Origin of the sequence: Bacillus sp. FSL W8-0770 (assembly GCF_038008705.1) — a bacterium.
Taxonomy (GTDB): Bacteria; Bacillota; Bacilli; order Bacillales; family Bacillaceae_G; genus Bacillus_A; species Bacillus_A cereus.
In genome coordinates this window covers 670,467-697,392 of record NZ_JBBOZR010000001.1, presented here as the reverse complement: position 1 = coordinate 697,392, position 26,926 = coordinate 670,467, and the positions used below count along the sequence as shown (strand labels likewise).

Genomic DNA, 26,926 nt, shown 5'->3' with positions numbered 1-26,926 from the left:
ACGAATTACTTTTCCACTATTATAGTGTTTTTCTTTATAAATACACCTTTTGTAAATCCACTGACTCCAAACATCACAATTATATTAATTAGCAATGCGACTATACCTACATTCAAATCTTTTATATACTGCGGGAAACTCGGAAACATCGTGGCTATAGTTGAACCAGATAAGGTAATATATGCGACCACTAATAGCCCAACTCCCATTCCTGCAATAGCTCCTTGCTTCGTAATAATTTGACGTGGAAACAAACTACATACAAGTGCAGGGAAAAGTTGTGTAACGATACTGTATCCCATTAATAGAAGCGCTCCTATCGTTTCTCCTCCTTTAAATGTAAATAAAACTGCCACGAGCGTTACTACAGGCACAAATAATTTTGCCATCTTAGCAACTTGTCTATCTGAAGCAGCTGGAACTATCGTTCGATAAATATTTTTCGCTAACAATGTAGAAGCCGCCATAACAAGCATCGAACCCGGAACCAATGCCGTTAATACTCCCGCACTACCAATAATTCCAATAAACCAAGGGTCAAACGTTTGAAGAGCAAGTCTGAACAATGAAAGGTCTACATCCCCTCCTTTTAATCCCGGAACCTGTAATATAGCAGCAAATCCTGCAAAAAATACGAAAAGTAAAACTAAAGAATACAATGGCATAATTGCTGCATTTTTACGAAATACTTTTTCATTTTTTGCAGAAAAAGCAGAAGCAAATGTATGAGGCCACATATAGAAACCGAGGGCCGTTAATATAATAGTAGAAACAAACCAAGAAATACTCATTCCTTCTTCAGGTAAAGATAAAAATCCCGGTTTCGCTGCCTCTACAGCCTCAAACATCGGCTGAAATCCTCCATAATAATGATACGGTAAATATATACCTAAAAACATAACGATAAACAGTATCATAATATCCTTCAAAGCGGCCGTCCAAGCCGAACCATGTATACCTGAAACCATTACATATATAGTTATAACAATAGCACCAATCCAAACCGCAACAACAGGTGACACCCTTCCGTAAGAAGCTTCTGAAACGATAATTCCCAGTCCTTTTAACTGTAAAACAAGATATGGGATGATGGAAACAACACCAACAATTGAAACAATAATCCCAAGCGCTTTACTTCTATATTTCTTCGCAAAAAAATCCGACTGTGAAACAAGGTTATGCTCTTTCGCATACTTCCAAATCGGTGGCAATAAAAAATACGATAAAAGATAAGCTAAAGCGCCATAGCCTAAAATATAAAAGGTAGGTGCTCCTTTACTATACGCCCAGCCACTTCCTCCCAAAAATGTAAACGTCGTATAAATTTCACCTGCCATAAGGAGAAAAACAAAAATAGTGCCAAACCCTCTTCCCCCAACTGACCATTGCTCTAAATTCATATCTTTTCCATGTTGTGCCCGAATCCCTAAAAATAGTGCGAGAAACAAAAATAAAATAATGATAAGTAATGCAGTCATTTTACATCCTCCTTATTAGCAGGATCAAACACGTACACAAGCCCCATACAAAAAGATGTAATAAACACTGATAATAATACCCAAAATAATAAAAATGGCATCCCTAATACGTAAGGAGTAACTGAATTCGCAAATATTGGCCCAACTACTAAACAAAGAACTGGGATAAGCGCTAGAATGTGTATTTTCTTCATCTCATTCTCCTTTACTTATAAATTTCATAATGGCTGATACAAAGACTTCCACTCCAATCGGTAATGCATCTTCGTCAATCGTAAAACGAGGGTGATGGTGAGGATATATAATACCTTTCTCTTTATTTCCCGCTCCGATAAAAAAGAATGTCCCCGGTGCCTTTTGTAAAAACGCTGAAAAATCTTCTCCAGCCATCGTCGGCTGTAAACGAACAACTCTATCCCTTCCATAAAGTTGTAATGCCGTTTGTTCAATAAGCTCTGTAGCTTCATAGTCATTTACAACTGGTCGATACCCATATTCATATGAAAATGTATATTTCGCTCCGTAAGATTCCGTAATATGCTTCACAATCCGCTCAATCTTCTTCTCTGTTTCACCTCGTAATTCATGTCTTAAACTTCTCACTGTCCCTTCAATTTCGGCTTGCTCTGGTATTACATTATGAGTTGTCCCCGCATGAAATTGCGTAACAGATATTACGAGAGAATCTAATGGATTCGTGAGGCGAGATACAATTTGCTGAAGTTGCGAAACGACTTGTGTTCCGATTGCAATACTATCCACCGTTTCATGAGGGATTCCAGCATGTCCACCTTTTCCCTCTATCTTAATTTTAAAAACATCCGGTGCAGCCATTGCAGGACCATAAATAACACCTATTTTCCCAACCTCTAACGACGCCCAAAGGTGAGCACCAATAATATAATCCACACCCTCCATTACACCTGCAGCAACCATCTCCTCTGCACCACCAGGAAAATTCTCTTCAGCATGTTGGAATAGAAAACGAATCTCCCCTTTAATCTTCTCTCTTTCTTCTACTAACTTATATACAACCCCAAGTAATATCGCTATATGTCCATCATGACCACATGCATGCATTACACCTTTATATGTAGAAATAAAATCAAACTCATTTTCTTCATGAATAGGAAGAGCATCCATATCGGCGCGAATCGCAACTGTTTTGCCCGGATGTTTACCTACTAACTTTGCCATCACACTATATTTAGTCGGCCGTGACACTTCTAAACATGGAAATTTCCGAAGTATATCGAACACAAACTGCGATGTTTTTTCTTCTTGAAAAGATAACTCTGGATACTTATGAAAATGCCTTCTCCACTCAACTAACTGATTTTTTAACAAAACAAGTTCCTTTGCAACATCCATTTCTCTTCTCCCCTTCTTCACCAAGTTAAATGTTATTATAACGTGAATTGTTAACTTTTAAAAGAATGTTCTGAATTTTCAGTGATGATAAACTAAAAAGAAAAAGCCATCCAAAAGATGACTTTTTCTTTATTATAAAATAGTAATTGCTTGTTTTCCCATTTGCTCCCAAGCTTTCTCAAATTCTGCTCGCGGAACAGCCAAACGTGGATTATTTTTAAGAGGATCATTTACATATACAAAGTTTTGATCATATCCAATTACTACTGCACTATGCTCATAATATGTAATTTTCACTTCGCCTGAACTCGTATTCCATGTTTCAAAACTACTTTCAGCTAGCGGCTTAAACGTCGTATTAATAATGACCCATACCGGAGAGCCTGAACTAATTACTTTATATATATCTTGCATGTCTCTACCTGTTAAATTAATTACTTTTTCAGGAACATATTTTTCTGCTAAATCAAAGATTGGTTTATTGTACACACCATATCCAGGCTCTGCCTTTGTATAAATATTTCCCACAAATCCCTCGTAAGGATTTCCACGCAAACCATTTTGTTCAAATGGAACACGATGAATTTCGCTAGCAAGTTGCATCTTATCTACTTGTACACCTTTATATTGCAGCAACATAGCTAAACTTGTCACTTCACATCCTCGAGGTAATTCTGGTAATTGTTTAATAAACGGAACATCTTCAATCATAGCTGCTTCTTTCATTTCAGATAGAAATTCTAGGCGTAGAACTTGCGCCTTTTGCATGATTTTATCTTTCCCTATAAAAAACGCAGCAGCAATTATAATCCCAAAAACAAAAAGATATTTTAACTTTTTCATTATAAACAAAACTCCATTAATTATTATTTTACAGACATAACTCTTATCATTGTACCCTTCTTCTTACTAGTTTGCTAGAAAGATCATGTGAATTATCGCTCATAGAATGAATTATAAAAATTCTAATTATTTTTAATAAAAAGAAAAATAAATATACATTTACAGAATATTTTGCTAAAATCAAAATTGTTAACATAGTGAAGATATCACCATGTTAACAAACATTCTTAGAGTATTTAGTCATAGTTCTTTTTTTACATACTCCATTCATTTCATAGCAAATAAACCGAGTGTGTGTTGCATCCCCCACTAATGATTAAAAACTCAGAATAAAACGAAGTTCACACATTCAAGAAAATACGGGGTGAGGGCATATGAATCAACAAATTGAACAAACAGATTTAAAACGAACAATGAAAAGTAGACACCTATTTATGATTGCACTCGGCGGTGTTATCGGAACCGGGCTATTTATGGGATCTGGTCAAATTGTCCATAATGCCGGACCTGGTGGTGCTATTCTTGCATTTTTAGTCGGTGGATTTGTTATGTATTTAACGATGTTATGTCTTGGTGAATTATCCGTTGCTATGCCAGAAGCAGGTTCATTCCAAAGTTATGCAAGCAAATTCATTTCACCTGGTTTTGGATTTGTTGTCGGTTGGATGTATTGGTTAAATTGGGCTGTTACAGTTGGCGTAGAGTTAACAACTGTAAGTATTTTAATGAAACGCTGGTTTCCAGACGTTTCTTCATGGATTTGGTGCGTTACATTTGCAGCGGCACTCTTCCTCGTCAACGCTTTATCAGCAAAAGCATATGCAGAAGCAGAGTTTTGGTTCGCAAGTGTAAAAGTCGCAACAATTGTTATTTTCATCGTACTTGGCGGCGCTGTTATGTTCGGTCTACTAGACTTTAATGGAAAGCCAGCTCCAATGCTTCATAATTTCACTGAAAATGGCGGGCTATTTCCAAATGGTGCATTAGCTGTTCTTCTTACGATGATTACAGTAAATTACTCCTTCCAAGGAACAGAATTAATTGGAATCGCTTCAGGCGAAAGTGAAAATCCTGAAAAAACAATTCCAAAAGCAATTAAAAACACAATTTGGCGAACTCTCTTCTTCTTCGTCTTAGCGATATCAGTTGTTGTAGGTTTACTCCCATGGCAAGAGGCTAATCTAGTCGAAAGTCCCTTTGTACTTGTATTTGATGTAGCCGGTGTCCCATATGCAGCAGACATTATGAACTTTGTTATTATTACAGCTGTATTATCCGTTGCTAACTCTGGTCTATACGCAAATTCTCGTATGCTGTGGGCGATGGCAAAACAAGGAATGGCAAGTCCAGCATTTACGAAATTAACTAAAAAAGGTGTACCGCTAAATGCATTAATTTTCAGCCTAATTTTCGCTAGCCTGTCCTTACTAACAAGTGTATTTGCGGCAGATACTGTCTTTCTAGTTTTAACATCTATTGCAGCAATGGCTGCCGTTGTAGTTTGGATGTCAATCGCCGCTTCACAGTTTTTCTTCCGTAGAAATTTCGTGAAAAATGGTGGCGACATAAATAATTTAAAATATCGTACACCGCTCTATCCACTCGTTCCAATCGTAGCGTTCTCGCTCAATTTCATTACATTTGTTAGTTTGGCTTTCATTCCAGATCAAAGAATTGCTCTTTATTGCGGCATTCCATTTATGATTATTTGTTACATTTTATACCAAGTTAAATATAAAAAAATTGTCACACTTGAACAGCCACGAACTGTCACACAAGAAATAAACTAAATATACAAAATATTCAGCTATCTTTCTTATCATAAGATAGCTTTTTTCTATTTCTTGGATATCCTGGTATAACTTTATTTATCTTAAAATTTTCACAATCACGTTTTTCTCTGGAAAATAGTTTACAATGTAATCAAGTTACAAATGATATTCACCTTAAAAAGTGTGCATTTGTGTCTATTTTTTAACAATATATCAAAAACTATTGCCTTCTATAAATTAATAGGTTTATATTGTTTTATTGGCATAGTTTCAATCCAAGGAGAAAGGAGATTTTCAATCGTGCAACTAAAGAAAGCGTTTTGGAAGTTGGCTTCGCTTCTTCCGTTATCATTACTTCTGTTCCTCGGTGGCTGTGATAAAAAACTCGCAGTATTAAATCCGCAAGGACCTGTTGCAAAAGCACAGTATGATTTAATTGTTTGGTCATTCTTGCTTATGTCATTAATTATCGCAATTGTATTCATTCTGTTTACAGTCATCTTGATTCGTTATCGTGAAAAACCAGAGAATATGGACTATGAGCCACCTGAACAACACGGTAACACATTACTAGAAATTATTTGGACGCTTGTTCCTGTTATTATCGTTATCGCATTATCGATTCCAACAGTAAAAGCAACTTATGCTTCGGAAGAGGTTCCGAAAGAGTCCAAACATATTAAACCAGTTGAAATTTATGTTACATCTGCAAACTGGAAATGGTTATTCAGTTACCCAGAGGAAAAAATTGAAACCGTTAACTATTTAAACATCCCAGCTGGTGTACCAATTCAATTCAAACTGACTTCTGTCGGCCCAATGAATGCTTTCTGGGTACCAGAACTTGGTGGTATGAAGTACACAATGGATGGCATGATTATGGATCTTTATTTACAAGCTGATAAGCCAGGTTCTTACCTAGGCCGTAGTGCGAACTTCTCTGGTGAAGGATTCACACACATGGAGTTCGAAGTTGAAGCAAAAACTAAAGAGAAATATGACAAGTGGGTTAAAGAAGTACAAGAAACTGCTCCTAAACTAACAGAAGCTAAGTACAACGAAATTGTTAAACCTGGTGTAGTTGGTCGTATGACATTCTCTAGTCACCACTTAAGTTATGTAGATCCAAAATCACTTGAATATTGTGATTACAACTACTACAAAAACAAAAAATAATAGCTATTATTCCAACAGATTGGAGTGAACACAGTGAAGCTTGATGAATTCTTTGTCACAGGTGACCCGATTATTTACGGTGCAGACGCTTCTATCGTTCTTGTGACATTAGCAATCATTTTCGTACTAACAAAGTATAAAAAATGGAAATGGCTTTGGGACGAATGGTTAACAACTGTTGACCATAAAAAAATCGGAGCTATGTATATTATTTCTGCGGTTATCATGTTATTCCGTGGTGGTATGGATGGTTTAATGATCCGTGCACAATTAACATTCCCAGAAACAACTTATTTAAACGCTGAACACTATAACGGGATCTTTACAACACATGGTACAGTAATGATTCTTTTCATGGCAATGCCATTCGTTATGGGATTAATGAACCTTGTAGTACCATTACAAATTGGTGCTCGTGACGTTGCATATCCGTTCTTAAATGCTTTAAGTTTCTGGTTATTCTTTGTCGGAGCAATGTTATTCAACATCGCTTTCGTAATTGGTGGTTCTCCAGACGCTGGGTGGACTTCTTACTTCCCAATGGCAGGTACAGAGTTTACTTCGGGCGTAGGAAATAACTACTACGCAATTGCATTACAGATTTCAGGTCTCGGTACGCTAATGACCGGTATTAACTTCCTTGTTACTATCTTAAAAATGCGTACACCTGGTATGACTTTAATGAGAATGCCAATGTTTACTTGGTCAATCTTAATTACAACAATTATCATTATTTTCGCTTTCCCAGTATTAACAGTTGCTCTTGCATTAATGACATTTGACCGTCTATTCGATGCTCACTTCTTTACGATGGCGAGCGGCGGTATGCCGATGTTATGGGCCAACCTGTTCTGGGTATGGGGTCACCCTGAAGTATATATCGTTATTTTACCGGCATTCGGTATTTTCTCTGAAATCATTAGTACATTCTCACGTAAGCGTCTATTCGGTTACAGTGCGATGGTATACTCAATGGTTGCAATTTCTTTACTAAGTTTCGTCGTATGGCTTCACCACTTCTTCACGATGGGTGCAGGTCCAGCGGTTAACTCATTCTTCTCGATTTCGACAATGGCGATTTCGATTCCAACCGGGGTTAAGATCTTTAACTGGTTGTTTACACTGTATAAAGGACGTATTCGTTTTACAGTTCCAATGCTTTGGTCATTGGCATTTATTCCAAACTTCGTAGTCGGTGGGGTTACAGGGGTTATGCTTGGAATGGCAGCAGCTGATTATCAATACCATAACAGCTACTTCCTAATCGCTCACTTCCACTACGTATTAATCGCAGGTACAGTATTCGCTATGCTTGCTGGATTCACATTCTGGTATCCAAAAATGACTGGTCATATGTTAAATGAACGCCTAGGTAAATGGACATTCTGGATCTTTATGAGCGGATTCAACATCTGTTTCTTCCCAATGTACTTCTTAGGTTTAGACGGTATGACTCGTCGTATGTACACTTACTCTGAAAGTCTTGGATGGGGATGGCTAAACCAAATCGCATCTGTTGGTGCGGTAATGATGGGTATCGGCTTCCTACTTCTTTGCTACAACGTAATTTGGAGTGCACGTCACGGTGAACGTGACACAACTGGAGATCCATGGGATGGTCGTACACTTGAATGGGCAACTCACTCTCCTGTACAACATTACAACTTCGCGAAGCTTCCTGAAATTAAAGAAGCTGATGCTTTCTGGTACATGAAAAAACGCGGAGAAACAGTTACACCAGCAGCAGAAGATATCAAACCAATTCACATGCCAAGTAACTCTGGTGTGCCTATTATTGCGTCTGGATTCTTCGGTCTTGCAGGTTTCGCATTAGTATTTAGCTGGTTCTGGCTTGCAGCAATCGGTGGAGTTGGTATTTTAGCTTGCTTAATCTATCGTTCATTCGATTATGATGAAGGTTACTATATCAGTGTTGATGAAATTAAAAAAACAGAACATATAGCATGAGAGGTGAAATGACATGGCGGCTTTAGATAAAAGCTTACCTTTGGAATATCAATCCGAACAAAGCAGATTGAATATCCTAGGATTCTGGATTTTTCTTGGGGCTGAAATTATGCTGTTCGCAACACTTTTCGCCTCTTATCTAGTCCTTGCTGGTCGTACGGCAGATGGCCCAACACCAGCGCAACTGTTTGAACTTAAAACGCTTTTAATTCAAACATTACTACTTTTAACAAGTAGTTTCACATGTGGTATCGTAATTCACGAAATGCGTAAGCACAACCAAAAAGCGATGCTTGGATGGTTCGTCCTTACATTACTTTTAGGTGCAGGTTTCCTATTCTTCGAGATTGAAGAATTCATTATGTATATTGGTGAAGGTGCAACAATTCAAACAAGTGCCTTCTTATCTGGATTCTTCGTTCTTCTTGGAACGCATGGAGCCCACGTAACAGGCGGTATCATTTGGGCAATTTGTGTTATTATCCAAATTTTAAAACGAGGTTTAACACCAGTTACAGCTCGTAAAGTATTCATTATCAGCTTATACTGGCATTTCCTCGATCTTGTTTGGGTCTTTATTTACACACTAGTTTACTTGAACGGGATGGTGGCGTAAATGGGTCAAAATAACAACCAAGCAAACGGACATGCGCATAGCGGATTCCCTTGGTCACACGTTTTCGGATTTATTTTATCGCTTGCATTAACGTTTCTAGCGTTATACGTGGCACTTTACACAACATTGCCACTTTCAACAGTCTTAACAACTATTATCATAATGGCTGTTGCGCAAGCATTGTTACAATTAATTATGTTCATGCATTTAAAAGAAGGAGAAGGAAGAGTTCAAATTCTTACAATGATATACAGTTTCTTCGTTGCAACTGCAACAGTTGGTTTAACTGTATGGATCTTCTTCTCAATGTAATGTACATGAAAAAGACTGCTGAGATTCCTCAGCAGTCTTTTTTTATCCCCTCCCCTATTACATCCACATTACGGAATTAACAACAGAATCATGAAAAATATACTTATTATGACAAATGTTAAGAAAAATCTTTCTTTATGAAATCGAATCCATATGCGTTGCTTTTCTACCTATTATATGGCTAAATAGGTACTATATTTATTTGAAGGGAGAGAACGCAATGGAACATCATACTTCTGTTCTATCACTTATGGTTGTCGTTGCAATCGCGTTTTTCGTTCCCCTTTTGTTACAACGCTTTAAATTAAAAGCACTTCCTGTTGTCGTTGCAGAAATTATTGCAGGAATCTTTGTAGGTAAAAGTGGGTTTAATATTATTGAGCCAGATATATGGCTTCAAGTTTTATCAACATTAGGATTTATCTTCCTCATGTTCTTAAGCGGTTTAGAAATTGATTTTTCTATCTTTAAACAAAAAGGGAAAAAAAATACGACAAACGAGCCAAATACATTTCAAGTAGCAAGCATTATCTTCTTATTTATTTTCATCTTGTCTTATGCCCTATCATTACTATTCGTATGGCTAGGATTCGTAGATAATGCAATGTTCATGACTTTAATTATTTCAACTATTTCTTTAGGTGTTGTTGTACCAACATTAAAAGAGAACAACCTAGGAAAAACTGCAATCGGACAAATCATTTTATTAGTTGCTGTTATTGCAGACTTAGTTACAATGATTTTACTCGCTGTTTTTGTCGGATTAAATTCCGAAAGCGGTCAGAGTATGTGGCTCTTACTTATTCTATTCGGTGCCGGTATTGTCATTTACTTTATTGCAAAACGCTTTAAAAACATTCCATACTTAGATAGTTTAAAAGCTGGTAGTGTACAAATTGATACACGAGCTGTTTTTGCACTCATTTTAATCTTAGTTGGGTTATCGGAATCTGTTGGAGCAGAAAATATTTTAGGCGCCTTCTTAGCAGGTGTACTTGTATCGTTATTATCACCAAATGAAGATATGGTGGAAAAACTTGATTCTATCGGCTATGGTTTCTTCATCCCTATTTTCTTCGTAATGGTTGGTGTAAATCTAGAGGTGTGGTCTATTTTCAAAGAACCTTCTAGCATGCTCATTATTCCAATCTTAATTGTAGGACTCTTTATTTCGAAACTCTTACCATCACTCGTCTTAAGAAAATGGTATCCACGTAATATCGTACTTGGAAGTGCAATCTTATTAACATCGACACTTTCTCTAGTTATTGCGGCTGCACAAATTGGTGAAAAACTGGAGATCATCAGTCCAAGTTTATCTGCCTCTCTTATTTTAAGCGCAGTTATTACTTGTATTTTTGCACCTATATTGTTTAAAAAAATGTTCCCAAAAGTAGAAACACCAAAACCAAAAGTAGCTATTATTGGCGCGAGCAGAATTACCCTTCCGTTATCACTAGATTTAAAACGAGAAGATTATGACGTAACGCTATATATGATGCGTCAAAACAAAATAAATGATGAAGAAGCGAAATCACATGACTTCCCTATCGTGAAATTAGATGACATCACAATCGCATCATTAACTGAACAAACAGCATTTGATGCAGATCGCGTCGTTGTTGCAACAAGCGATGATGAACAAAACTTATTATTGGCAGAACATGCAAAAGAGCTAGGTGTTGAACATGTTATTGCAAGTGTAGAAGATCCACTTCTACAAGAAAAAGCAACGCAAGAACATATCGCTGTATTCTCAACAATTAACTCTACACGTATTTTATTACGTGCACTTATTGATAAACCTAGTCTCGTTCGCTTAATTACAACAGCAAACGAAACAGTACGTGAAGTTGAACTGCGCAGCAATAAATATAACGGCGTTGCGCTTCGCCGCCTCCCGTTTTTAGGTGATGTACTTGTCATTCAGATCTACCGCGGTAACAAAGCATTAATACCACATGGTGATACAAGACTACAACACGGTGACATATTACTTGTAACAGGTTCAAAAGAACATATCGATACACTAAAAAACATATTAGAGTAAAAAAATGCCCCTCACATAATTGAGGGGCATTTTTTTAACTTCATATGGTAAAATGTTACTATCACATATTATGAGGATGGATCACATTATGTCTATTGTAACTTTAGCTCTTTTATTATTAGCAGAAATACTCGTTGCCATTATTCTCATCGGTGTTAGTATTGAGATTTGTAGTTACGGATGGAAAAAATCGAATGGAATAAAATATTCTTGCCTCCTACTTTCACTCCTTCTCGGAACTGCTAGCATACTCGGACTTCTCGCCGCACCTGCTTATTTCTTTATACAATTAACAGAAAAGGCCTTATAAGAAAGGATGTTAATATGATTATCGTGAAAAATATTGAGGGATCTGAAACTTACGTATTACGTCAAAAAATTTTACGCCCCAATCAAACATTAGCAGATTGTAAATATCCTTCCGATTATGAAACAGACACCTTCCACTTAGGCGCATTTATAAACGATGAACTAATTAGTATCGCTTCCTTCTCAAAAGAAATATACCCTGACCTACCAGCCGGTATTCATTATCGTCTACGAGGAATGGCCACATTACCTGAGTTTCGAAACAACCACGCTGGAAGCTCCTTAATTCAGAATGCAGAACAAATCTTACAAGAGCGTCAAGCAAATATGTTATGGTGTAATGGCCGAATTACTGTAACTGACTATTACAAGCGATTAGGCTTTCAGGAGCATGGTGAAATTTTTGAAATTGAACCAATTGGCCTTCATAAAGTTTTGTATAAAAAGATATAAGAAAAGCTTTCCTCAATACGGGAAAGCCTTTCTTATATTTCAATCTTCTCTTTTTATTTTTTTCATATATATGTATATAAACAAACTAGGAACTAAAAAACAAGCAAACATAATAAGTCCTGTCATACTAATTTCCTTTATCGAAATATCTGGTGTTACAACGATACAAATAGCTAAAATCCCAATAATAATACCCACCGGAATGAATAATAGCTTCATAAAATAACGACGCGACACTCCGCCCGTATGCTCATACACTTCCACTGAATTTTTCAGATTTAAAAAGTTAATAATTATTATCCCGCCCATAAATACCATTAATAAATCCGAAACACTTTCATATCCTGCCCCTTGCAAGACATAGCGGTAAAAGACGATAGCTAGTATGACGATATTTTGTAAGATGAAAGCTAATCTAATATGTTTTAACCCTTCAATCATTAAACGTTCATCTTTCACGATTTTCATCCTACCACTCCTTTTCCTCCCAAAATAAATCATTCAACGTTTTATCTACTGCATAACAAATTTTTAAACATAAATCTAAAGATGGATTGTATTTCCCCTTCTCAATTAAACTAATCGTTTGCCTTGTAACGCCTACTTTTTCTGCTAATTGTTGCTGTGTTAAATCTAACTGAACACGCGCGACTTTTATTTTACTTACAGCCATTCATGTTCCTCCTCTATCTATATTGTAACATATATATTCCATTAAGTAATTTATATTTTACAAAACCAATTAAGTTTTCATCTTATCCCGATTGGTGCGGGCTAATACACAGTGAGGATATCCCCTACTGCCCATAGTTTCACTTTATTATACACAAAAAGGGAGCCTCCCATAAGAAGGCCCTCTCCTATATTTATATTATAAGAATAAATGACATCCAAATAAGAATGCAAATAAGTATAGTAATGGATGCACTTCCATCCCTTTACCCTTCACAATTTTCAAGACTGGATATACTAAAAATCCAATTGCGATTCCATTTGCAATACTAGATGTTAACGGAATACCTATAAAAATTAAAAATGCTGGTAACGCATCTTCAAATTCATTCCAATTAATATCTCGAATGCTTTGTGCCATTAAACTACCTACTATAATTAATGAAGGAGCTGTAATAGCGGCTACACTTGATAAAGAAGCAATAACAGGACTAAAAAATGCCGTTATAATTGTTAGACCAACAACTACAATCCCTGTTAATCCAGTTTTACCACCTGCAGCAATACCTGCTGATGATTCAATCGTCGCTGCTGTTGGGCTTGTTCCAAAGATAGAACCTGTAGTCCCGCCAATTGCATCTGCAATAAACGCTTTACCAAAACGCTTCTCTGTATTGTCTGTAATTAAACCTGCTTGTTTAATTAAACCGAGTAATGCACCTGTTGTATCGAATAAAAGTACAAGTAAAAATGAAAATACAACGCCGTATAATCCGTATTCAATTACATCTGAAAAGGCATTGATTGGGTTTGAAACGATGATACCCTCTGGTAAATGAGGCATCGCCACAATTTTATCAGCAAACTTCAATTGCCCTGTAAAGAAGGCAATAATTCCTGTCACAATCATACTAATAAATAATGCACCGCTCACACGCAATGTCATTAATACCGCCGCTAATATTAAACCAATTAAAGTTAAAATAACAGCTGGAGAATGAAAATCACCAATCGTAACTAAATTAGACGGATGATCCACGATAATTCCAGAAAGGCGCAATCCAATAAAAGCAATAAATAGTCCAATTCCACCTGCAATTGCATGCTTTAAACTATCAGGAATTGCTAAAATTAACTTTTGCCTAAACGAAGTAAAAGATAATAAAAGAAAAATAATCCCCGTTACAAATACAGCTGAAAAGGCAACTACATATGTAATCCCTTCTGCCTTCTGTACAACAGAATAAGCAAAATATGCATTCATTCCCATAGCTGGAGCAATAACAATCGGGTAATTCGCGAAAATCGCCATACCTACTGTTCCAACAACGGTTGCAATAATTGTTGCTGTAAACGCTTGGTCAAATGGTACACCTGCATCAGATAATATTTTTGGATTGATGACAAGAATATACGCAAATGTAAAAAAAGTTGTGATGCCAGCTAAAAACTCTTGCTTCACAGAAGTGTTATATTTTTGTAATTGAAACATGCTTATGTACCCTTCCTACACCTGAATTATTATCACACATTCTTTTTCTTACTAGTATGTGAGAAAATATAATACTTAATCTTAACAATCAATAAAAAGAAGAGTCAATATATTCCCTAATAGTTCGAATTTTAAGTTTAAGTCTGACAAGTACAGATGTAGTACAGTTCATTATGATTATTTTTGTAGCATAACAGATAGAAATGTTTTATAATTTGAAATAGTTAAATATTTAACAAACACATTCAAATATCGTTCACTCTACAAGGGGGATTCTTCTTATGCAGCACACAAACAAATCTGGAACTTTAAATCGTGGTTTAAAAGAACGACATATTACTTTAATGTCACTGGGCTCAGCTATTGGCGTTGGGCTATTTTTAGGATCCGCTTCCGCCATTAAACTAGCAGGTCCTTCTATTTTGCTAGGCTATATGATTGCCGGTCTCGTTATTTTTTTCATTATGCGAGCGCTTGGGGAAATGGCAATTGAACAACCTGTTGCTGGTTCTTTTAGTAAATATGCATATGATTATATTGGACCACTCGCTGGTTATATTACTGGTTGGAATTACTGGTTCTTATGGGTTGTTACTTGTATGGCTGAAATTACAGCAGCTGGCATTTACATGCAGTACTGGTTCCCTGATATCCCGCGCTGGACTTGGGCATTACTTGCTCTATTATTAATGAGCGCTTTTAACTTCTTATCGGTAAAAGTATTTGGAGAACTTGAGTTTTGGTTTGCTCTCATTAAAATTGTCACAATTATCTGTATGATAGTAGTCGGAGCTGGTATTATTTTATTCGGATTCGGAAACGGTGGTATCGCTACTGGTATTTCAAATCTTTGGTCACATGGTGGCTGGTTCCCAAATGGATTTTCTGGGTTACTACTCTCCATGCAGATGGTACTATTCGCTTATTTAGGCGTTGAATTAATCGGTGTTACAGCTGGTGAGGCTCAAAATCCGAAGAAAACACTCGCAAAGGCAATTGATAACGTATTTTGGAGAATTCTACTCTTTTACGTTGGGGCATTATTCGTTATGATGGCAATTTATCCATGGAACGAACTTGGTGAGAAAGGCAGTCCATTTGTATTAACATTCCAGCAAATTGGTATCGCAAAAGCAGCAGGTATTATTAACTTTGTCGTATTAACAGCAGCTCTTTCTTCTTGTAACGGTGGTTTATTTAGTACAGGCCGTATGCTATATACATTAGCTCAGCAGAAAAAAGCTCCTGAAAGATTTGGTCGTTTAAATAAAAATGGCATTCCAAGCCAAGGAATTGTAGCAACTGCTATCATTTTACTCATTGGTGTTATATTAAACTATCTCGTACCTGCAAAGGTATTTACATGGCTTACTAGCATTTCAACTTTCGGCGCAATTTGGACTTGGGGCATTATATTAGTTGCTCAAATTAAATTCCGTAAAAGCTTGCCTACTCAAAATAAACAAAGGTTATCGTATAAAATGCCTTTATACCCATTAAGCTCATATTTCTCACTCGTTTTCCTTATATTAGTATTAGGTATAATGGCGTATTCAGAAGATACACGAATTGCATTGATTGTTGGCCCAATTTGGCTTATCGGCTTAGCAATCGTATATTACATGAAAGGGTTTCATAAGATTGATGAAACACCTAACTCAAAAATTAGTTAAGCAAAACATCCCTTCCTTATTACTTGGAAGGGATGTTTTTATATCTATATAAATATTTCTCAACATAATTCACGGTATTTTTACAATCTTTTAATATTTTTTATGTTTTCCGTCTTTATTTTTACAGAAAAATAAATTACATTATTAAAGCACATATATTTATTATTAGGGGGATTCTTCTATGAAGAATAAAAAATGGATTACATTTTCTTTAGCAACAGCAATTACACTAAGTATAGGGACCTCGTTCATACCGTCTACTTATGCCGAAAGCTCTGTAGACCCAGCTCCTGAAATTGCTGCAAAAGTTGTAAATCAAAACAATGGGAAGAAAGTATTATTTGATAATACACACGGTCAAACTGCTGGGACAGCTGACTGGGTTATTGACGGCGGCTTTTCTGACTTCGGAAACGGCATTGCAAAAAACGGATATCACGTAAAGGAACTTCGTAAATCAACACCTATTACGTACGAAGATTTAAAAGATTACAATGTATTTATCGTTCCAGAAGCTAATATTCCTTACAAAAAATCTGAGCAGGACGCTATGTTACAATATGTAAAAAATGGTGGTAGTATCTTCTTTATTGCTGATCATTACAATGCAGATCGTAATAAAAATCGCTGGGACTCTTCTGAAGTATTTAATGGATATAGACGCGGTGCTTGGGATAATCCAGCAAAAGGAATGTCTAATGAAGAAACAAATTCACAAGCTATGCAAGGAGTAGAAAGCTCTGATTGGCTCTCTGACAACTTCGGTATTCGCTTCCGCTACAATGCACTTGGTGATGTTTCAGCGAAAACAATTGTATCGCCTGAACAATCTTTCGGAATTACAAAAGGTGTTTCGTCTGTAGCAATGCATGCTGGTTCTACTCTGGCAATTACAAATCCAAAACTAGCAAAAGGACTTGTTTACCTTCCAGAAAATCCATCAAAATGGAATAACGCTGTTGATAGCGGCGTTTATAATGGCGGTGGTATTGCAGAAGGCCCATATGCTGCAATTGCAAAAGTAGGACTTGGAAAAGCTGCCTTTATTGGTGACTCTTCTCCTGTTGAAGATGCTACGCCAAAGTACGTTCGTGAAGATTCTGGCCAAACAAAGAAAACTTACGATGGTTATAAAGAAGAAAACGATGCTATCTTATTAGAAAACATTGTAAATTGGTTATCAAATAAAGAGACATTTACAAGTTTAGATCAAGTAAATGGTTTACAACTTGATTCACCTACAGCTCTACAAACATTTGAACAGCCAAGCTTATCAACAGAACCACAACCTGAACCTTGGAGTGCACCAAATGCAGGTTATCAATGGTTTAATACAAATACTTTTAAACCAGGTTCATACGGTTATAACGGTGCGGTAACAACAAGCGACTACGTCGTTACACACCCTAGCATTCTACCAAACAATGAAATTTTCCAAATGAAGATTCAAGTAAACAACTTACTACCTAATACAACGTATAACAACTATTCTTTAGGTATCTTCACTACTGGTGGAACACAAGTGGCTAAAGTACAAAATGCAAACGGCACTTGGCCATCTACTTTTGGATATAGTAGTGCATTTTCTTTCACAACAAACAGCTTAGGCTCTGCTGAGAAAGTTGTAAATGTACAGATTGATTCAAATACAATTGGACAAGCAACGCTTCGTCTACGCCAAAATACAACAACGAAATATAATGAAACTGTAACAATTAATAAGAAATAATAAAAAAGGCAATCCATACATGGATTGCCTTCTTCTCACTTCTCTTCCTTCGAGAAAAACATTCTTGAAATAACGATACCTATACTACCGACGATTAGGAATAACACTGCCCTAATCATCATCGATACCTCTGGTAAGTCAAGTAAGAATAACTTCCCTACCGTTACGACTAAAACGACTAAACCAGCATATAATATTTCATTCATATTTCTATTTCTTCCAAACCAAACCGCAAATAATGCATATACCATCCATAATAACGATACTGATACACTAATTACGCTTCCATCTGTAGATAAAACTTCACCGATTCTCGTAATTGTAATAAATACAATTATCATAAACCAATAGAGCACTATAGAATACATATATTTGCCGAAGCTCGCTAATACTTCTTTCGCTTCTCTCATGCAATAATAGAACGTTCCTATTAAAATAAGATGAGCAACAAAGCCTGCCGAAATAAATTGATCAAACGGGCTAAAAATAGTCTGTATCATTCCAATTGCGTAAACCGTCGCACTAACATACAATTTTATCTGTTGTTTTACTTTAATAGAAGTGACCATGCCGAGGAAACCTTGTAATAATAGTACAATCGCTGCATTCACTAAACTATACTCATATAAAATTGCTAAACTAAATGCTCCCATTGCGAAACCAAATAAGAGATTTGTAAATGTAGAATGTCTATTTTTCCTATATTCAAATACGAACATAGCGGCATGCACGATTGCACTAATAATTAATCCCCATGTTGTAAAATCAGGTATTTTTGAAATAGCTAGTATAAAGAACACTGCATTTGCACTAAATATCGCCAAACGTGGTTCTAGTATAAAACTTCTCTCCGTAAACATATGCCAAAATAATAGTAAATGAATCAAACCATATACAATCGTTAACTGTATTTGCAAGTTCTCTACTAACATTGACATAACAGCAAAGAAAACGAAAAGGACAATGGCAGCAACAGCGTAAGAAATCATATATAAGTATTTATAACGATTTTTCAACGCATACCATAATAAACTAAGTGTTAATACTGTCTCATATCCAAAGAAAATATAAGGATTAGGAGTCGTACTATTTAACAAGAATGGTACGAAGAACGCTCCGACCGCTACGAAAATAGTGAGATATTCCGATTGATATCTTTTCGCTAAATAAATACCTAAAATAACCCATGCAATATTACAGAGAAACGCGACACTTGCCGGAATAAATCCATATAAATAATGTGCTGCAAACGTTGTTAGAACAATCCCGGTAATACTTCCTCCAGCTAATACTAACCCTAACGCCTGCCGCTCTCTTTTAATTTGAATATCTCCTATATAATACAATCCGATAGATAATACGATACCAAACACAATTCGTATCGCTGGTGTTAATAAGCCAGCATCTACCCCTGCTTTAAATAACCAGATCACTCCAAGCAACATAATACCGACAAATACACGCGGTAACCATGTTTGACAAAACTTAATAATATTAAATGGCTCTGGTTTAAAAGCAGATATATCTACTTGTTTTACCTCACGTTCTTGCAAAGGCTCTTTTATCTTAACTATTTCTTCTTTTGGCTTTTCCTCCATTACCGTTTCAATATATTCTTTCTTGTTCTTACTAACATGTTGCTGAGCGTTTTCTACTTCTATTTCCCTTTGCTTCACTTTTAATTCAGCAAGTGCTTCTTGAATTGTTTCAATTGCCGTTTCGAGTGCTTCTATTTTCTTATCCAAATCCTTCTTCATACGCTCCCCCCTCATTTGTAACTCTCATTAAACCTATATATTACCAATTATCTTTATCATACTCTTAGTCTATTCATTTTCAATAGTATTTTTTCCAAAAAAGAAAGGCGTCTTCCAAAATCGGAAAACACCTTTTTACTCAGTTATTCTTATTTAAAACAATGCTAACGATGAAACCAAGACACATGCCTACAATAGCTGGAACAATCCACCCAACACCTTCTGTATAAAACGGAATGTATTTTAATGCTGACGTCCACTGATTCATCATTACATTTTTATTTAAAATATCAATTGCACTAAATATCGCTACAACCAAAACATTTACTGCATATACGTATGCATACTTTCCAATATACTTATGGAATAACCCTAGAATAATAAGAGTTAATGCAATTGGATAAATAAATCCAAGAATTGGAACTGATACTTTTAAAATTTGCGTTAATCCTAAATTAGCTAAGATCATACTAACAACGCTTACTATAAATGCCCACACTTTATAAGATACTTTCGGAAATGCACTCGTAAAAAATTGACTACAAGACGTAACAAGTCCAATTGAAACACATAAACATGCGATAGTAAAAATAAGACCTAATAAAACGACTCCGCCCTGCCCCAATAATGTAGTCATAACTTGCGCTAACACTTTCGCACCGTTATCGAATGTTCCTAATGAGCCACTAATTGCCCCCACATATCCAAGGATGACATAAATAATCGATAATAATAATCCTGCCACAATGCCAGCAATACTCATATATTTCGCTAAACTTTTATCATCTTCAATACCTTTTGCACGTAATGCATTTGCAATAACAATTCCAAAGATTAAAGCAGCTAACGCATCCATTGTTAAATATCCATCTAAAAACCCTTGAAACATAGGAGCTTGTCCATAGTTCCCTATTGGTTCTTTCATATCTCCTACCGGTGTAAACATACTCTTTATAAAAATAAGTGCAATCATACATAATAATAACGGCGTCAATACTTTTCCAAACAATCCCATTAATTTAGATGGAGATAAACTTAACCAGTAAACAATACTAAAGAAAATAACTGTGTAAAACAACAATAGTCCGCTTCCTGCTTCAGGGAATAACTGACCTGGCCCCATTTCAAAAGCTAAACTTCCCGCACGTGGTATACCAAGCCCAGGTCCAATAAATACATACACGATACATGGAAAAATAATTGCAAATGAAGAATGAACCCTACCCGCTAACGTTTGAAAACTTCCTGCTTTTGCAATAGAGATAACACCTAATATAGGAAGACCTGTTGCTGATATAATAAACCCTACTAATGAAATCCAAACATGTTCTCCTGCTTCATACCCAAGGAAAGGTGGAAATATAAGATTCCCTGCTCCAAAGAACATAGAGAATAACATAAGGCTAATAAGTAAAATTTCTTTTTTCTGTAACAATTTCATTTCTTTCTCCTTCTTTAATTTCATCTTTTATGAAATCAATTTCACATATAAAAAAGTACAATAACCCGCTTCCTTACAAAGAAAACATAGTCCATAGTCTATCACAAAAGAAACACCCATTCTATAGCTATTCCTCTTTTCCAATTTCTTCTGAAAAATCAACCTTTATTGACTTATAATAGTTAATAAGGTAAAATATTAAATGTACAAAATTATTAACTTTGTTTTTGTTTGTGTCAGGAGGAAAATAACATGGAATCAGCGATACAACTAGAAAGAGAACAACAAAGAAAAAAGAAACATCCTCCAGGTTTATACTTACTCTTCTTTACAGAAATGTGGGAAAGATTTAGTTACTATGGATTACGAGGATTATTAACATTATATTTAACGACAGCTTTAGTAAGCGGTGGTCTTGGGTTTAGTCCCGCATGGGCACTCTCTATTTACGGATTTTATACTGGAGCCTGTTATTTCACACCAATGATTGGTGGATACTTAACAGACCGTTTTCTAGGTAGACGAAAAGCAATCACAATTGGTGGTATAACAATGGCAATCGGTAACCTTACACTATTTGCCTTGCAAAACCAATTAGGTCTATACCTCGGATTAGCGCTTATTATTATAGGTAACGGATTCTTCAAACCGAACATCTCTACACTGGTTGGAGAATTATACGAAGAGAACGATCCAAAACGTGATAGTGCATTTACCATTTTCTATATGGGTATTAACGTCGGGTCATTTTTAGCTCCACTCGTTTGTGGATTTTTATCAGAAAATTTATTCAAAACAACAGTTGATGGCGTTGTACATTACGGATTCCGTTACGGTTTCTTAGCCGCTTCAATCGGAATGATCATTGGACAAATTTTATTTACAACACTATCAAATCGCTTCCTTGGTAATATCGGTAAAAAACCAACTCGTGATTTACAAACAGCTGCTGGACAACCATCAGTAGGAGATACACCGTTAACAAAAAAAGAAAAACAACGTACCGCAGTTATTGTCATTTTAACATGCTTCGTTGTCTTCTTCTGGGCTGGCTTTGAACAAGCTGGTAGCTCATTAACATTATATACAAACAAATTTGTAGACCGCTCTGTGTTCGGATGGGAAGTTCCAACATCTTGGTTCCAATCGGTCAATCCATTATTTATTATTTTACTTGCTCCAGTCATTTCTGCATTATGGGCAAAACTTGCAACTCGCAAGCAGGGTGATTTAAAAATCCCAACTAAAATGGGACTTGGTATGATCTTACTCGGTATCGGTTATATCATTCTCGTTATCGCTACATTAAAAACAGGTAGTGATGAACATAACATTACAGAAAAAGCAAACTTACTGTTTATCGTCTTTACGTATCTTTTCCATACGTTAGGTGAGCTATTCTTATCACCTGTCGGACTATCAATGGTTAGTGCGCTTGCTCCGGTAAAATTAGCATCTTTATTAATGGGTGTATGGCTAGCAAGTTCAGGTATCGCCAACATTTTAGGCGGACAACTCGCAAGCTTCACAACTTCACTTGGATACGCTGAAGTATTCACAGTTATTGGCGCTGTGGCAATTGTATTAGGCTGTGTTTTATTATTAATTTCTAAGAAATTAGTGAAATGGATGGATTAAAAAAGATGAGGAATTTCTCCTCATCTTTTTTATGCTGTTTTACCTTTTTCTATTGCTTGTTCGTACAGCTCTTTATGTTCTTTATATTCACTTGGTACGAAACTCTTATAGAAGAATGAGAACCAGCTGTCTCCTTTTTTATACCCTTCTTCTCGAATTTCCGCTGCTTTTTTATTCGATTTAAATCCTTCAGTAAACCACTTCTTTAACAATTCATTTCGTTCATACTTAGCAGGAACTTTTAAATCATAGTTTTCAAATGCATACTTATAGCCAGCCTTTTCTACTGCCTTTTTTGTAGACTTATAGCCTTTTTCATACGCTGTTTCATATGCCTTCACGTATACTTCTTTCTCTCTATTTTCAGGATTCTTTTCAGCTAGTTCTTTCCCTGTCTTTTCCCCTAATTCAGCTTGCTCTTTTTCAATTTTTTCGGTTCTTTCTTTATTCCCTACTTTGAACCCGTCTGCAAAGTTTACCTTAAACTCTGGAGCAACTTGACTATCGTCCATCGTCTCTTGTGCTAAACCTTGTTCTTTTCCTTTTTCAAAATGCGTTTTCTTCTGCTCTTCTAAAGACCATGCGGCTACATAAGTCGCTTTAAACGCTTGTTTATATGCATCAGATTTTCCAGCTACATGCACTTCTGCATCATTTTTTCCTGCTTTAAAATCAGTTTCTCCATTCTTTTGACCTTCAAGTTGACCTTTTTCCATATCAGCTTGGCGCTGCGCTTCCTCTTGCTTACGTGCCTCTTCAGCTTTTCTTTGTTCCTCGGCTACACGTTGTTTCTCTTCTTCAGCTTTACGCTGTGCTTCTGCAGCACGTTGTTTTTCAGCCTCAGTATTGCGCTGTGCTTCTGCTTGTCTCTCAGCTTCTACAGCACTATTATTATTCTGACTAGGAGCTGGGCTCGTTGCGCCACTACTAGAAGCTGGTTTATTGTGATAATGATATTCCCCGTACTGTAATCCCCACTTCTCACAATTTGTACGACACGTATGTCCGCCATTAGCATCTGTACGCCCTGGATGCGCATAAGCTGAAATTGGAGCTACCAATAACGCTATACTCGTTGTTAAAAGAAGTTTCTTCACCTGTTGTCTCACTCTTGTTCCTCCCAAAATATAGAATTCTAAATTTATTATACATAAATAGAAGAATAATTAAATACAAACCGAAATATTCTATTATTTCTCAACATTAGTAAAAAAGAAGGGGAACTCTTTAAAGAGTTCCCCTTCTTTTTTACTTCTTCGCCTTCGTTCCTACTAAATCACCAGCAACAACATAACGCTTAGAATTGTCCTTTACAGATACACATGTAATAAGCGTTATCTCATCTTTCCCATGATCCTCTACAACTTCCCACTTATCAGGAGTCACTTCAGATACACCAGTAACCGCATACTCATATTCATTTTCATTGTCATACAAATAAATTTTATCGCCTTTTTTCAAAGAAGCTATATCACTAAATAAAACACCTTTTTTAGACATATTATGTCCTGCTAATGCGTAATTTCCTTTTCCCATAACTTGATTCTCTTTTACTGTCGCTGCACCTGATAATAAGTTTTTTTCAGTAGAAGCTTTTAAAACAGGCAGTTCTACTGAAACACTTGGAATCGAAATACGACCAATTACTTGTTTCTTATCTAATGATGCATTCGCTACTTCCGCCAAGTCTGGTTGATTAATTTTGGAAGCATCTACAAATTCCGTCTCATGCTTTTCATAATCCATCTTTTGAACAGCCTGCACATTTTCAGTCTGTTTCTTTTCAGCCTGATATCCATCATAAAATGGCTTTCCAATTAACACGCCACCTACAACAAATAGCAGAATTGCTACTATACTATAAATTCTTTGCTTATTCATACACAGTTCCTTTCCCTTACAAAATCTTACTCTATATAAAATGATAAAATAATATCGCTATATGTACAAGTATTAGCTTAAAAAGAAACCTTCTTGCCGGTGCAAGAAGGTTTCTTTTTAAGCTAATTTATTTCTGTATAGTGATACGTGAAATACTGTCATTTGAATAAAGAAAATAGAAAATAGAATATATAATGGGTATCCAGGAAGATATTCATTAATAATAGGCGAAAAAGTTAAAAATCCAACTGCACAAGGTAACACAAACCATAACGATACAAATGTTGTTCTACAAGCTTTATCCGTAATCGCTTTTTCACGTTCATCTTCTAGTGGAAATAATAATGGATACATCCAAAAAGATAAATTCTTATATTTTTTCTTTTGAATTCTATAAAAAATTGTAACTATAATTGCTCCAATAAATAATAAAATGAATGGTACTCCATTAAACCATACTTCAAACGGGAATTTCTCGTTTTTAATTATATCTGCTAACTCTGTAATAACACTATAAAATTCAACAAATGTCCAACATGCTAGTGCAGTATAGAGTACATTTATAATATAAGAAAAAACAATTCTATTCATCCTTTTCCCCCTCCTTATTTAAAACAAACACATCTTCCATCTTTAACTGAAACACATCACAAATCGTAAGTGCCAATAACAACGAAGGAACGTAATCCCCTTTTTCAATTGCTGCAATTGTTTGTCTCGTTACTCCAACCTTTTCTGCTAATACGCTTTGCGTAAAGTTAAAACGAGCTCTTAATTCTTTTACTCTGTTTAAAATGGTCAAATTTACCACCTCTCACCATTATTGTATGCTATCCTTAACAAAATGTAAACTCAACTTAACATTATTATTATAAAAAAATCCAACTCTACGTATTGTAAAGTTGGATTACGTGTTAGTTTAAAATTGTAACTTTAACTGTTCTTCTGCCCCAACTACTTGATGAACCTTTATCTGGCATTAAAACATCAATTCTATGCCCCTTAATAGCTCCACCAGTATCGGCTGCAATTGCTACTCCATAACCTTCAACATTTACAGTCTTACCTAATGGAATAACATTTGGATCTACAGCAATTAATTTCATTCCTGGGTTTGCAGTTAAGTTATAGTGTCCCCATGCAGAAAATACTTGTTGACCTGGTGCATAACCATTTTCCGCTGGATCAGCTGTATAAGCTGTAGCTTCTACATAAATTTCTTTCCCACCAGCAGTTGGCTTAGAAGGTGGTTCAGGTTGTGCAGGTTTGGTAGGTTCTACCTTCGAATTATTATTAGCAACTGGTTCAGCTGGTTTACTAGCTTTTTCCTGCTTTTGCTTTTCAGCAATTTCTGCTTGTGCTTTCGCTAAAGCTTCTTGCTCTGCTTTTGCAGCCGCTTCTGCTTTTGCACGCTCTTCCGCTGCGATTCTTGCTGCTTCTTGCTCACGAGCAATCGTTTCTTGTACTGTCTTCATATTTGATTCAATTTTAGCTTTTTCTTCCGCTGCTAAATTAAGTTGACTTGCAACTTCATTATATTTAGCTTGAACTGTTTGTAAGTTATCTTGACGTTTTTTCAAGTTATCTTGCAGTTCAGCTTGCGCTTTTGCTAATTTTTGTTTGTCTACTACTAAAGATGCTTCTTTTTCGTCAATTGTTTTCTTGTCCTCTTCAATTTGACGAAGATCTTGTTCTTGTAGACGTAAAATTTCTTTATCAGCTTCTAGAATAGTAGAAACTGCGTTCATACGTTGTAAGAAGTCTGCAAAGTTTTTTGACTCTACTACAACTTCTACTACTAAACTTGTATTTGAACTGTTTTGAACAGAAACCATACGTTTTCTCATAATATCTTTACGAGCAAGGACTTTATCCTCCAAAACGACAATTTCTTGCTTTTTTTGCTCAATCTGCTTATGTGTTTCATCGATTTTACGTTGAATAGCAGCTTGATCCTCTTTATTTTTTGCAATTGTATTATTTAAATTATGTAGTTCGTTTTCGATACCTTTAATTTCTTTACTAACAGCTTGCTTCTCTTGCTCTTTCTTTTGCATTTCTGCATCGTTTTGTTGCAATTGCTGTTGCATGTTGTTAAGTTTCTCGTCGTTTGACTCTGCTTTAACAGCGACTGTACTAGAAAGACCGATAATTCCTGCTAATACTAGACAGCTGATTCGCTTAAAATAGTTCATAATCCGACTCCCTTCTTATACAGTTATACATGATTTATTTTACAGTTTGTTTACAAAACGATTAAATACAGTTTATTTTTCGTGACGAAAAAAAGAGAAT

Annotated in this window: 25 protein-coding genes; 11 read left to right on the top strand and 14 right to left on the bottom strand. The window is 35.9% G+C overall.

The genetic code is table 11. From position 1 onward, the window contains the following. Positions 1 to 5: 5 nt before the first annotated feature. The 4 genes from NST27_RS03535 to NST27_RS03520 form a co-directional block, all read right to left on the bottom strand. A complete protein-coding gene (locus NST27_RS03535) occupies positions 6 to 1,478 on the bottom strand; it encodes a sodium:solute symporter family protein (protein ID WP_000125933.1) in 1,473 nt (490 codons plus the stop codon). Continuing rightward, a complete protein-coding gene (locus NST27_RS03530; RefSeq protein WP_000719833.1) occupies positions 1,475 to 1,672 on the bottom strand; it encodes a DUF3311 domain-containing protein in 198 nt (65 codons plus the stop codon). The genes NST27_RS03535 and NST27_RS03530 overlap by 4 nt, the downstream gene beginning before the upstream one ends. A 1-nt stretch (position 1,673) precedes the next feature. After that, positions 1,674 to 2,849 (bottom strand): amidohydrolase, encoded by a 1,176-nt coding sequence (locus NST27_RS03525; protein WP_000382089.1) that lies wholly within the window; start codon positions 2,847 to 2,849, stop codon positions 1,674 to 1,676. 132 nt (positions 2,850 to 2,981) lie between these two features. Next, complete coding sequence (locus NST27_RS03520; RefSeq protein ID WP_000734482.1) at positions 2,982 to 3,692, bottom strand: C39 family peptidase; 711 nt, start codon at positions 3,690 to 3,692, stop codon at positions 2,982 to 2,984. Between the two features lie 374 nt (positions 3,693 to 4,066). Between NST27_RS03520 and NST27_RS03515 the strand changes: the two genes are divergently transcribed. From NST27_RS03515 to NST27_RS03480, 8 genes are all read left to right on the top strand, one after another. Then, positions 4,067 to 5,482, top strand: a complete 1,416-nt coding sequence (locus NST27_RS03515; RefSeq protein ID WP_047385631.1) for an amino acid permease — start codon at positions 4,067 to 4,069, stop codon at positions 5,480 to 5,482. A gap of 282 nt (positions 5,483 to 5,764) precedes the next feature. After that, positions 5,765 to 6,640, top strand: a complete 876-nt coding sequence (locus NST27_RS03510; protein WP_001176165.1) for a cytochrome aa3 quinol oxidase subunit II — start codon at positions 5,765 to 5,767, stop codon at positions 6,638 to 6,640. 33 nt (positions 6,641 to 6,673) lie between these two features. Continuing rightward, positions 6,674 to 8,608, top strand: a complete 1,935-nt coding sequence (gene qoxB, locus NST27_RS03505) for a cytochrome aa3 quinol oxidase subunit I (RefSeq protein WP_000762367.1) — start codon at positions 6,674 to 6,676, stop codon at positions 8,606 to 8,608. Positions 8,609 to 8,621: 13 nt separating this feature from the next. After that, the gene (gene qoxC / locus NST27_RS03500; protein ID WP_000729317.1) at positions 8,622 to 9,224 is read left to right on the top strand and encodes a cytochrome aa3 quinol oxidase subunit III; all 603 of its coding nucleotides are present in this window, start codon (positions 8,622 to 8,624) and stop codon (positions 9,222 to 9,224) included. Then, complete coding sequence (qoxD, locus tag NST27_RS03495) at positions 9,225 to 9,536, top strand: cytochrome aa3 quinol oxidase subunit IV (RefSeq protein ID WP_000531386.1); 312 nt, start codon at positions 9,225 to 9,227, stop codon at positions 9,534 to 9,536. It begins immediately after the preceding gene. 220 nt (positions 9,537 to 9,756) lie between these two features. Then, the gene (locus NST27_RS03490; RefSeq protein WP_000399969.1) at positions 9,757 to 11,586 is read left to right on the top strand and encodes a monovalent cation:proton antiporter family protein; all 1,830 of its coding nucleotides are present in this window, start codon (positions 9,757 to 9,759) and stop codon (positions 11,584 to 11,586) included. 52 nt (positions 11,587 to 11,638) lie between these two features. Beyond that, positions 11,639 to 11,896, top strand: coding sequence for a DUF4022 family protein (locus NST27_RS03485; protein ID WP_044129536.1), 258 nt, complete (start codon positions 11,639 to 11,641; stop codon positions 11,894 to 11,896). A gap of 14 nt (positions 11,897 to 11,910) precedes the next feature. Continuing rightward, on the top strand, positions 11,911 to 12,348 hold the full coding sequence (locus NST27_RS03480) for a GNAT family N-acetyltransferase (protein ID WP_000587680.1): 438 nt from the start codon (positions 11,911 to 11,913) through the stop codon (positions 12,346 to 12,348). 39 nt (positions 12,349 to 12,387) lie between these two features. Here the strand turns inward: NST27_RS03480 and NST27_RS03475 are convergent, their stop codons facing one another. The 3 genes from NST27_RS03475 to NST27_RS03465 form a co-directional block, all read right to left on the bottom strand. Next, the gene (locus NST27_RS03475; protein WP_000706629.1) at positions 12,388 to 12,816 is read right to left on the bottom strand and encodes a hypothetical protein; all 429 of its coding nucleotides are present in this window, start codon (positions 12,814 to 12,816) and stop codon (positions 12,388 to 12,390) included. Position 12,817: 1 nt separating this feature from the next. Continuing rightward, complete coding sequence (locus NST27_RS03470; RefSeq protein WP_000301183.1) at positions 12,818 to 13,021, bottom strand: helix-turn-helix transcriptional regulator; 204 nt, start codon at positions 13,019 to 13,021, stop codon at positions 12,818 to 12,820. Positions 13,022 to 13,219: 198 nt separating this feature from the next. Next, positions 13,220 to 14,512, bottom strand: coding sequence for an NCS2 family permease (locus tag NST27_RS03465; protein ID WP_000487191.1), 1,293 nt, complete (start codon positions 14,510 to 14,512; stop codon positions 13,220 to 13,222). A gap of 281 nt (positions 14,513 to 14,793) precedes the next feature. On the opposite strand from NST27_RS03465, the gene NST27_RS03460 reads away from it, so the two are divergent. Together NST27_RS03460 and NST27_RS03455 are read left to right on the top strand one after the other, a co-directional pair. Further along, complete coding sequence (locus NST27_RS03460; RefSeq protein WP_047385628.1) at positions 14,794 to 16,185, top strand: amino acid permease; 1,392 nt, start codon at positions 14,794 to 14,796, stop codon at positions 16,183 to 16,185. Between the two features lie 181 nt (positions 16,186 to 16,366). After that, positions 16,367 to 17,914 carry a hypothetical protein gene (locus tag NST27_RS03455; RefSeq protein WP_000791510.1) on the top strand — a complete coding sequence of 516 codons (1,548 nt, stop codon included), beginning with the start codon at positions 16,367 to 16,369 and terminating at the stop codon, positions 17,912 to 17,914. Between the two features lie 35 nt (positions 17,915 to 17,949). Here the strand turns inward: NST27_RS03455 and NST27_RS03450 are convergent, their stop codons facing one another. After that, a complete protein-coding gene (locus NST27_RS03450) occupies positions 17,950 to 19,671 on the bottom strand; it encodes a DUF2339 domain-containing protein (protein ID WP_000710924.1) in 1,722 nt (573 codons plus the stop codon). 139 nt (positions 19,672 to 19,810) lie between these two features. After that, positions 19,811 to 21,112, bottom strand: coding sequence for a branched-chain amino acid transport system II carrier protein BrnQ1 (gene brnQ1 / locus NST27_RS03445; RefSeq protein ID WP_000771702.1), 1,302 nt, complete (start codon positions 21,110 to 21,112; stop codon positions 19,811 to 19,813). A gap of 252 nt (positions 21,113 to 21,364) precedes the next feature. Between brnQ1 and NST27_RS03440 the strand changes: the two genes are divergently transcribed. Further along, on the top strand, positions 21,365 to 22,750 hold the full coding sequence (locus NST27_RS03440) for a peptide MFS transporter (RefSeq protein ID WP_000443143.1): 1,386 nt from the start codon (positions 21,365 to 21,367) through the stop codon (positions 22,748 to 22,750). Positions 22,751 to 22,779: 29 nt separating this feature from the next. Here the strand turns inward: NST27_RS03440 and NST27_RS03435 are convergent, their stop codons facing one another. The 5 genes from NST27_RS03435 to NST27_RS03415 all read right to left on the bottom strand — a co-directional run bounded on the left by NST27_RS03435 (position 22,780) and on the right by NST27_RS03415 (position 26,826). Continuing rightward, entirely contained in the window at positions 22,780 to 23,859 is a 1,080-nt protein-coding gene (locus tag NST27_RS03435) for a YHYH domain-containing protein (RefSeq protein WP_061662103.1), read from the bottom strand. Between the two features lie 139 nt (positions 23,860 to 23,998). Next, positions 23,999 to 24,631 (bottom strand): class A sortase, encoded by a 633-nt coding sequence (locus NST27_RS03430; protein ID WP_001041724.1) that lies wholly within the window; start codon positions 24,629 to 24,631, stop codon positions 23,999 to 24,001. A gap of 117 nt (positions 24,632 to 24,748) precedes the next feature. Continuing rightward, positions 24,749 to 25,222, bottom strand: a complete 474-nt coding sequence (locus tag NST27_RS03425) for a hypothetical protein (RefSeq protein ID WP_001080043.1) — start codon at positions 25,220 to 25,222, stop codon at positions 24,749 to 24,751. Further along, positions 25,215 to 25,433, bottom strand: a complete 219-nt coding sequence (locus tag NST27_RS03420; RefSeq protein ID WP_000154020.1) for a helix-turn-helix transcriptional regulator — start codon at positions 25,431 to 25,433, stop codon at positions 25,215 to 25,217. The genes NST27_RS03425 and NST27_RS03420 overlap by 8 nt, the downstream gene beginning before the upstream one ends. Before the next feature lie 112 nt (positions 25,434 to 25,545). Further along, entirely contained in the window at positions 25,546 to 26,826 is a 1,281-nt protein-coding gene (locus tag NST27_RS03415; protein ID WP_001105789.1) for a 3D domain-containing protein, read from the bottom strand. Positions 26,827 to 26,926 lie beyond the last annotated feature (100 nt).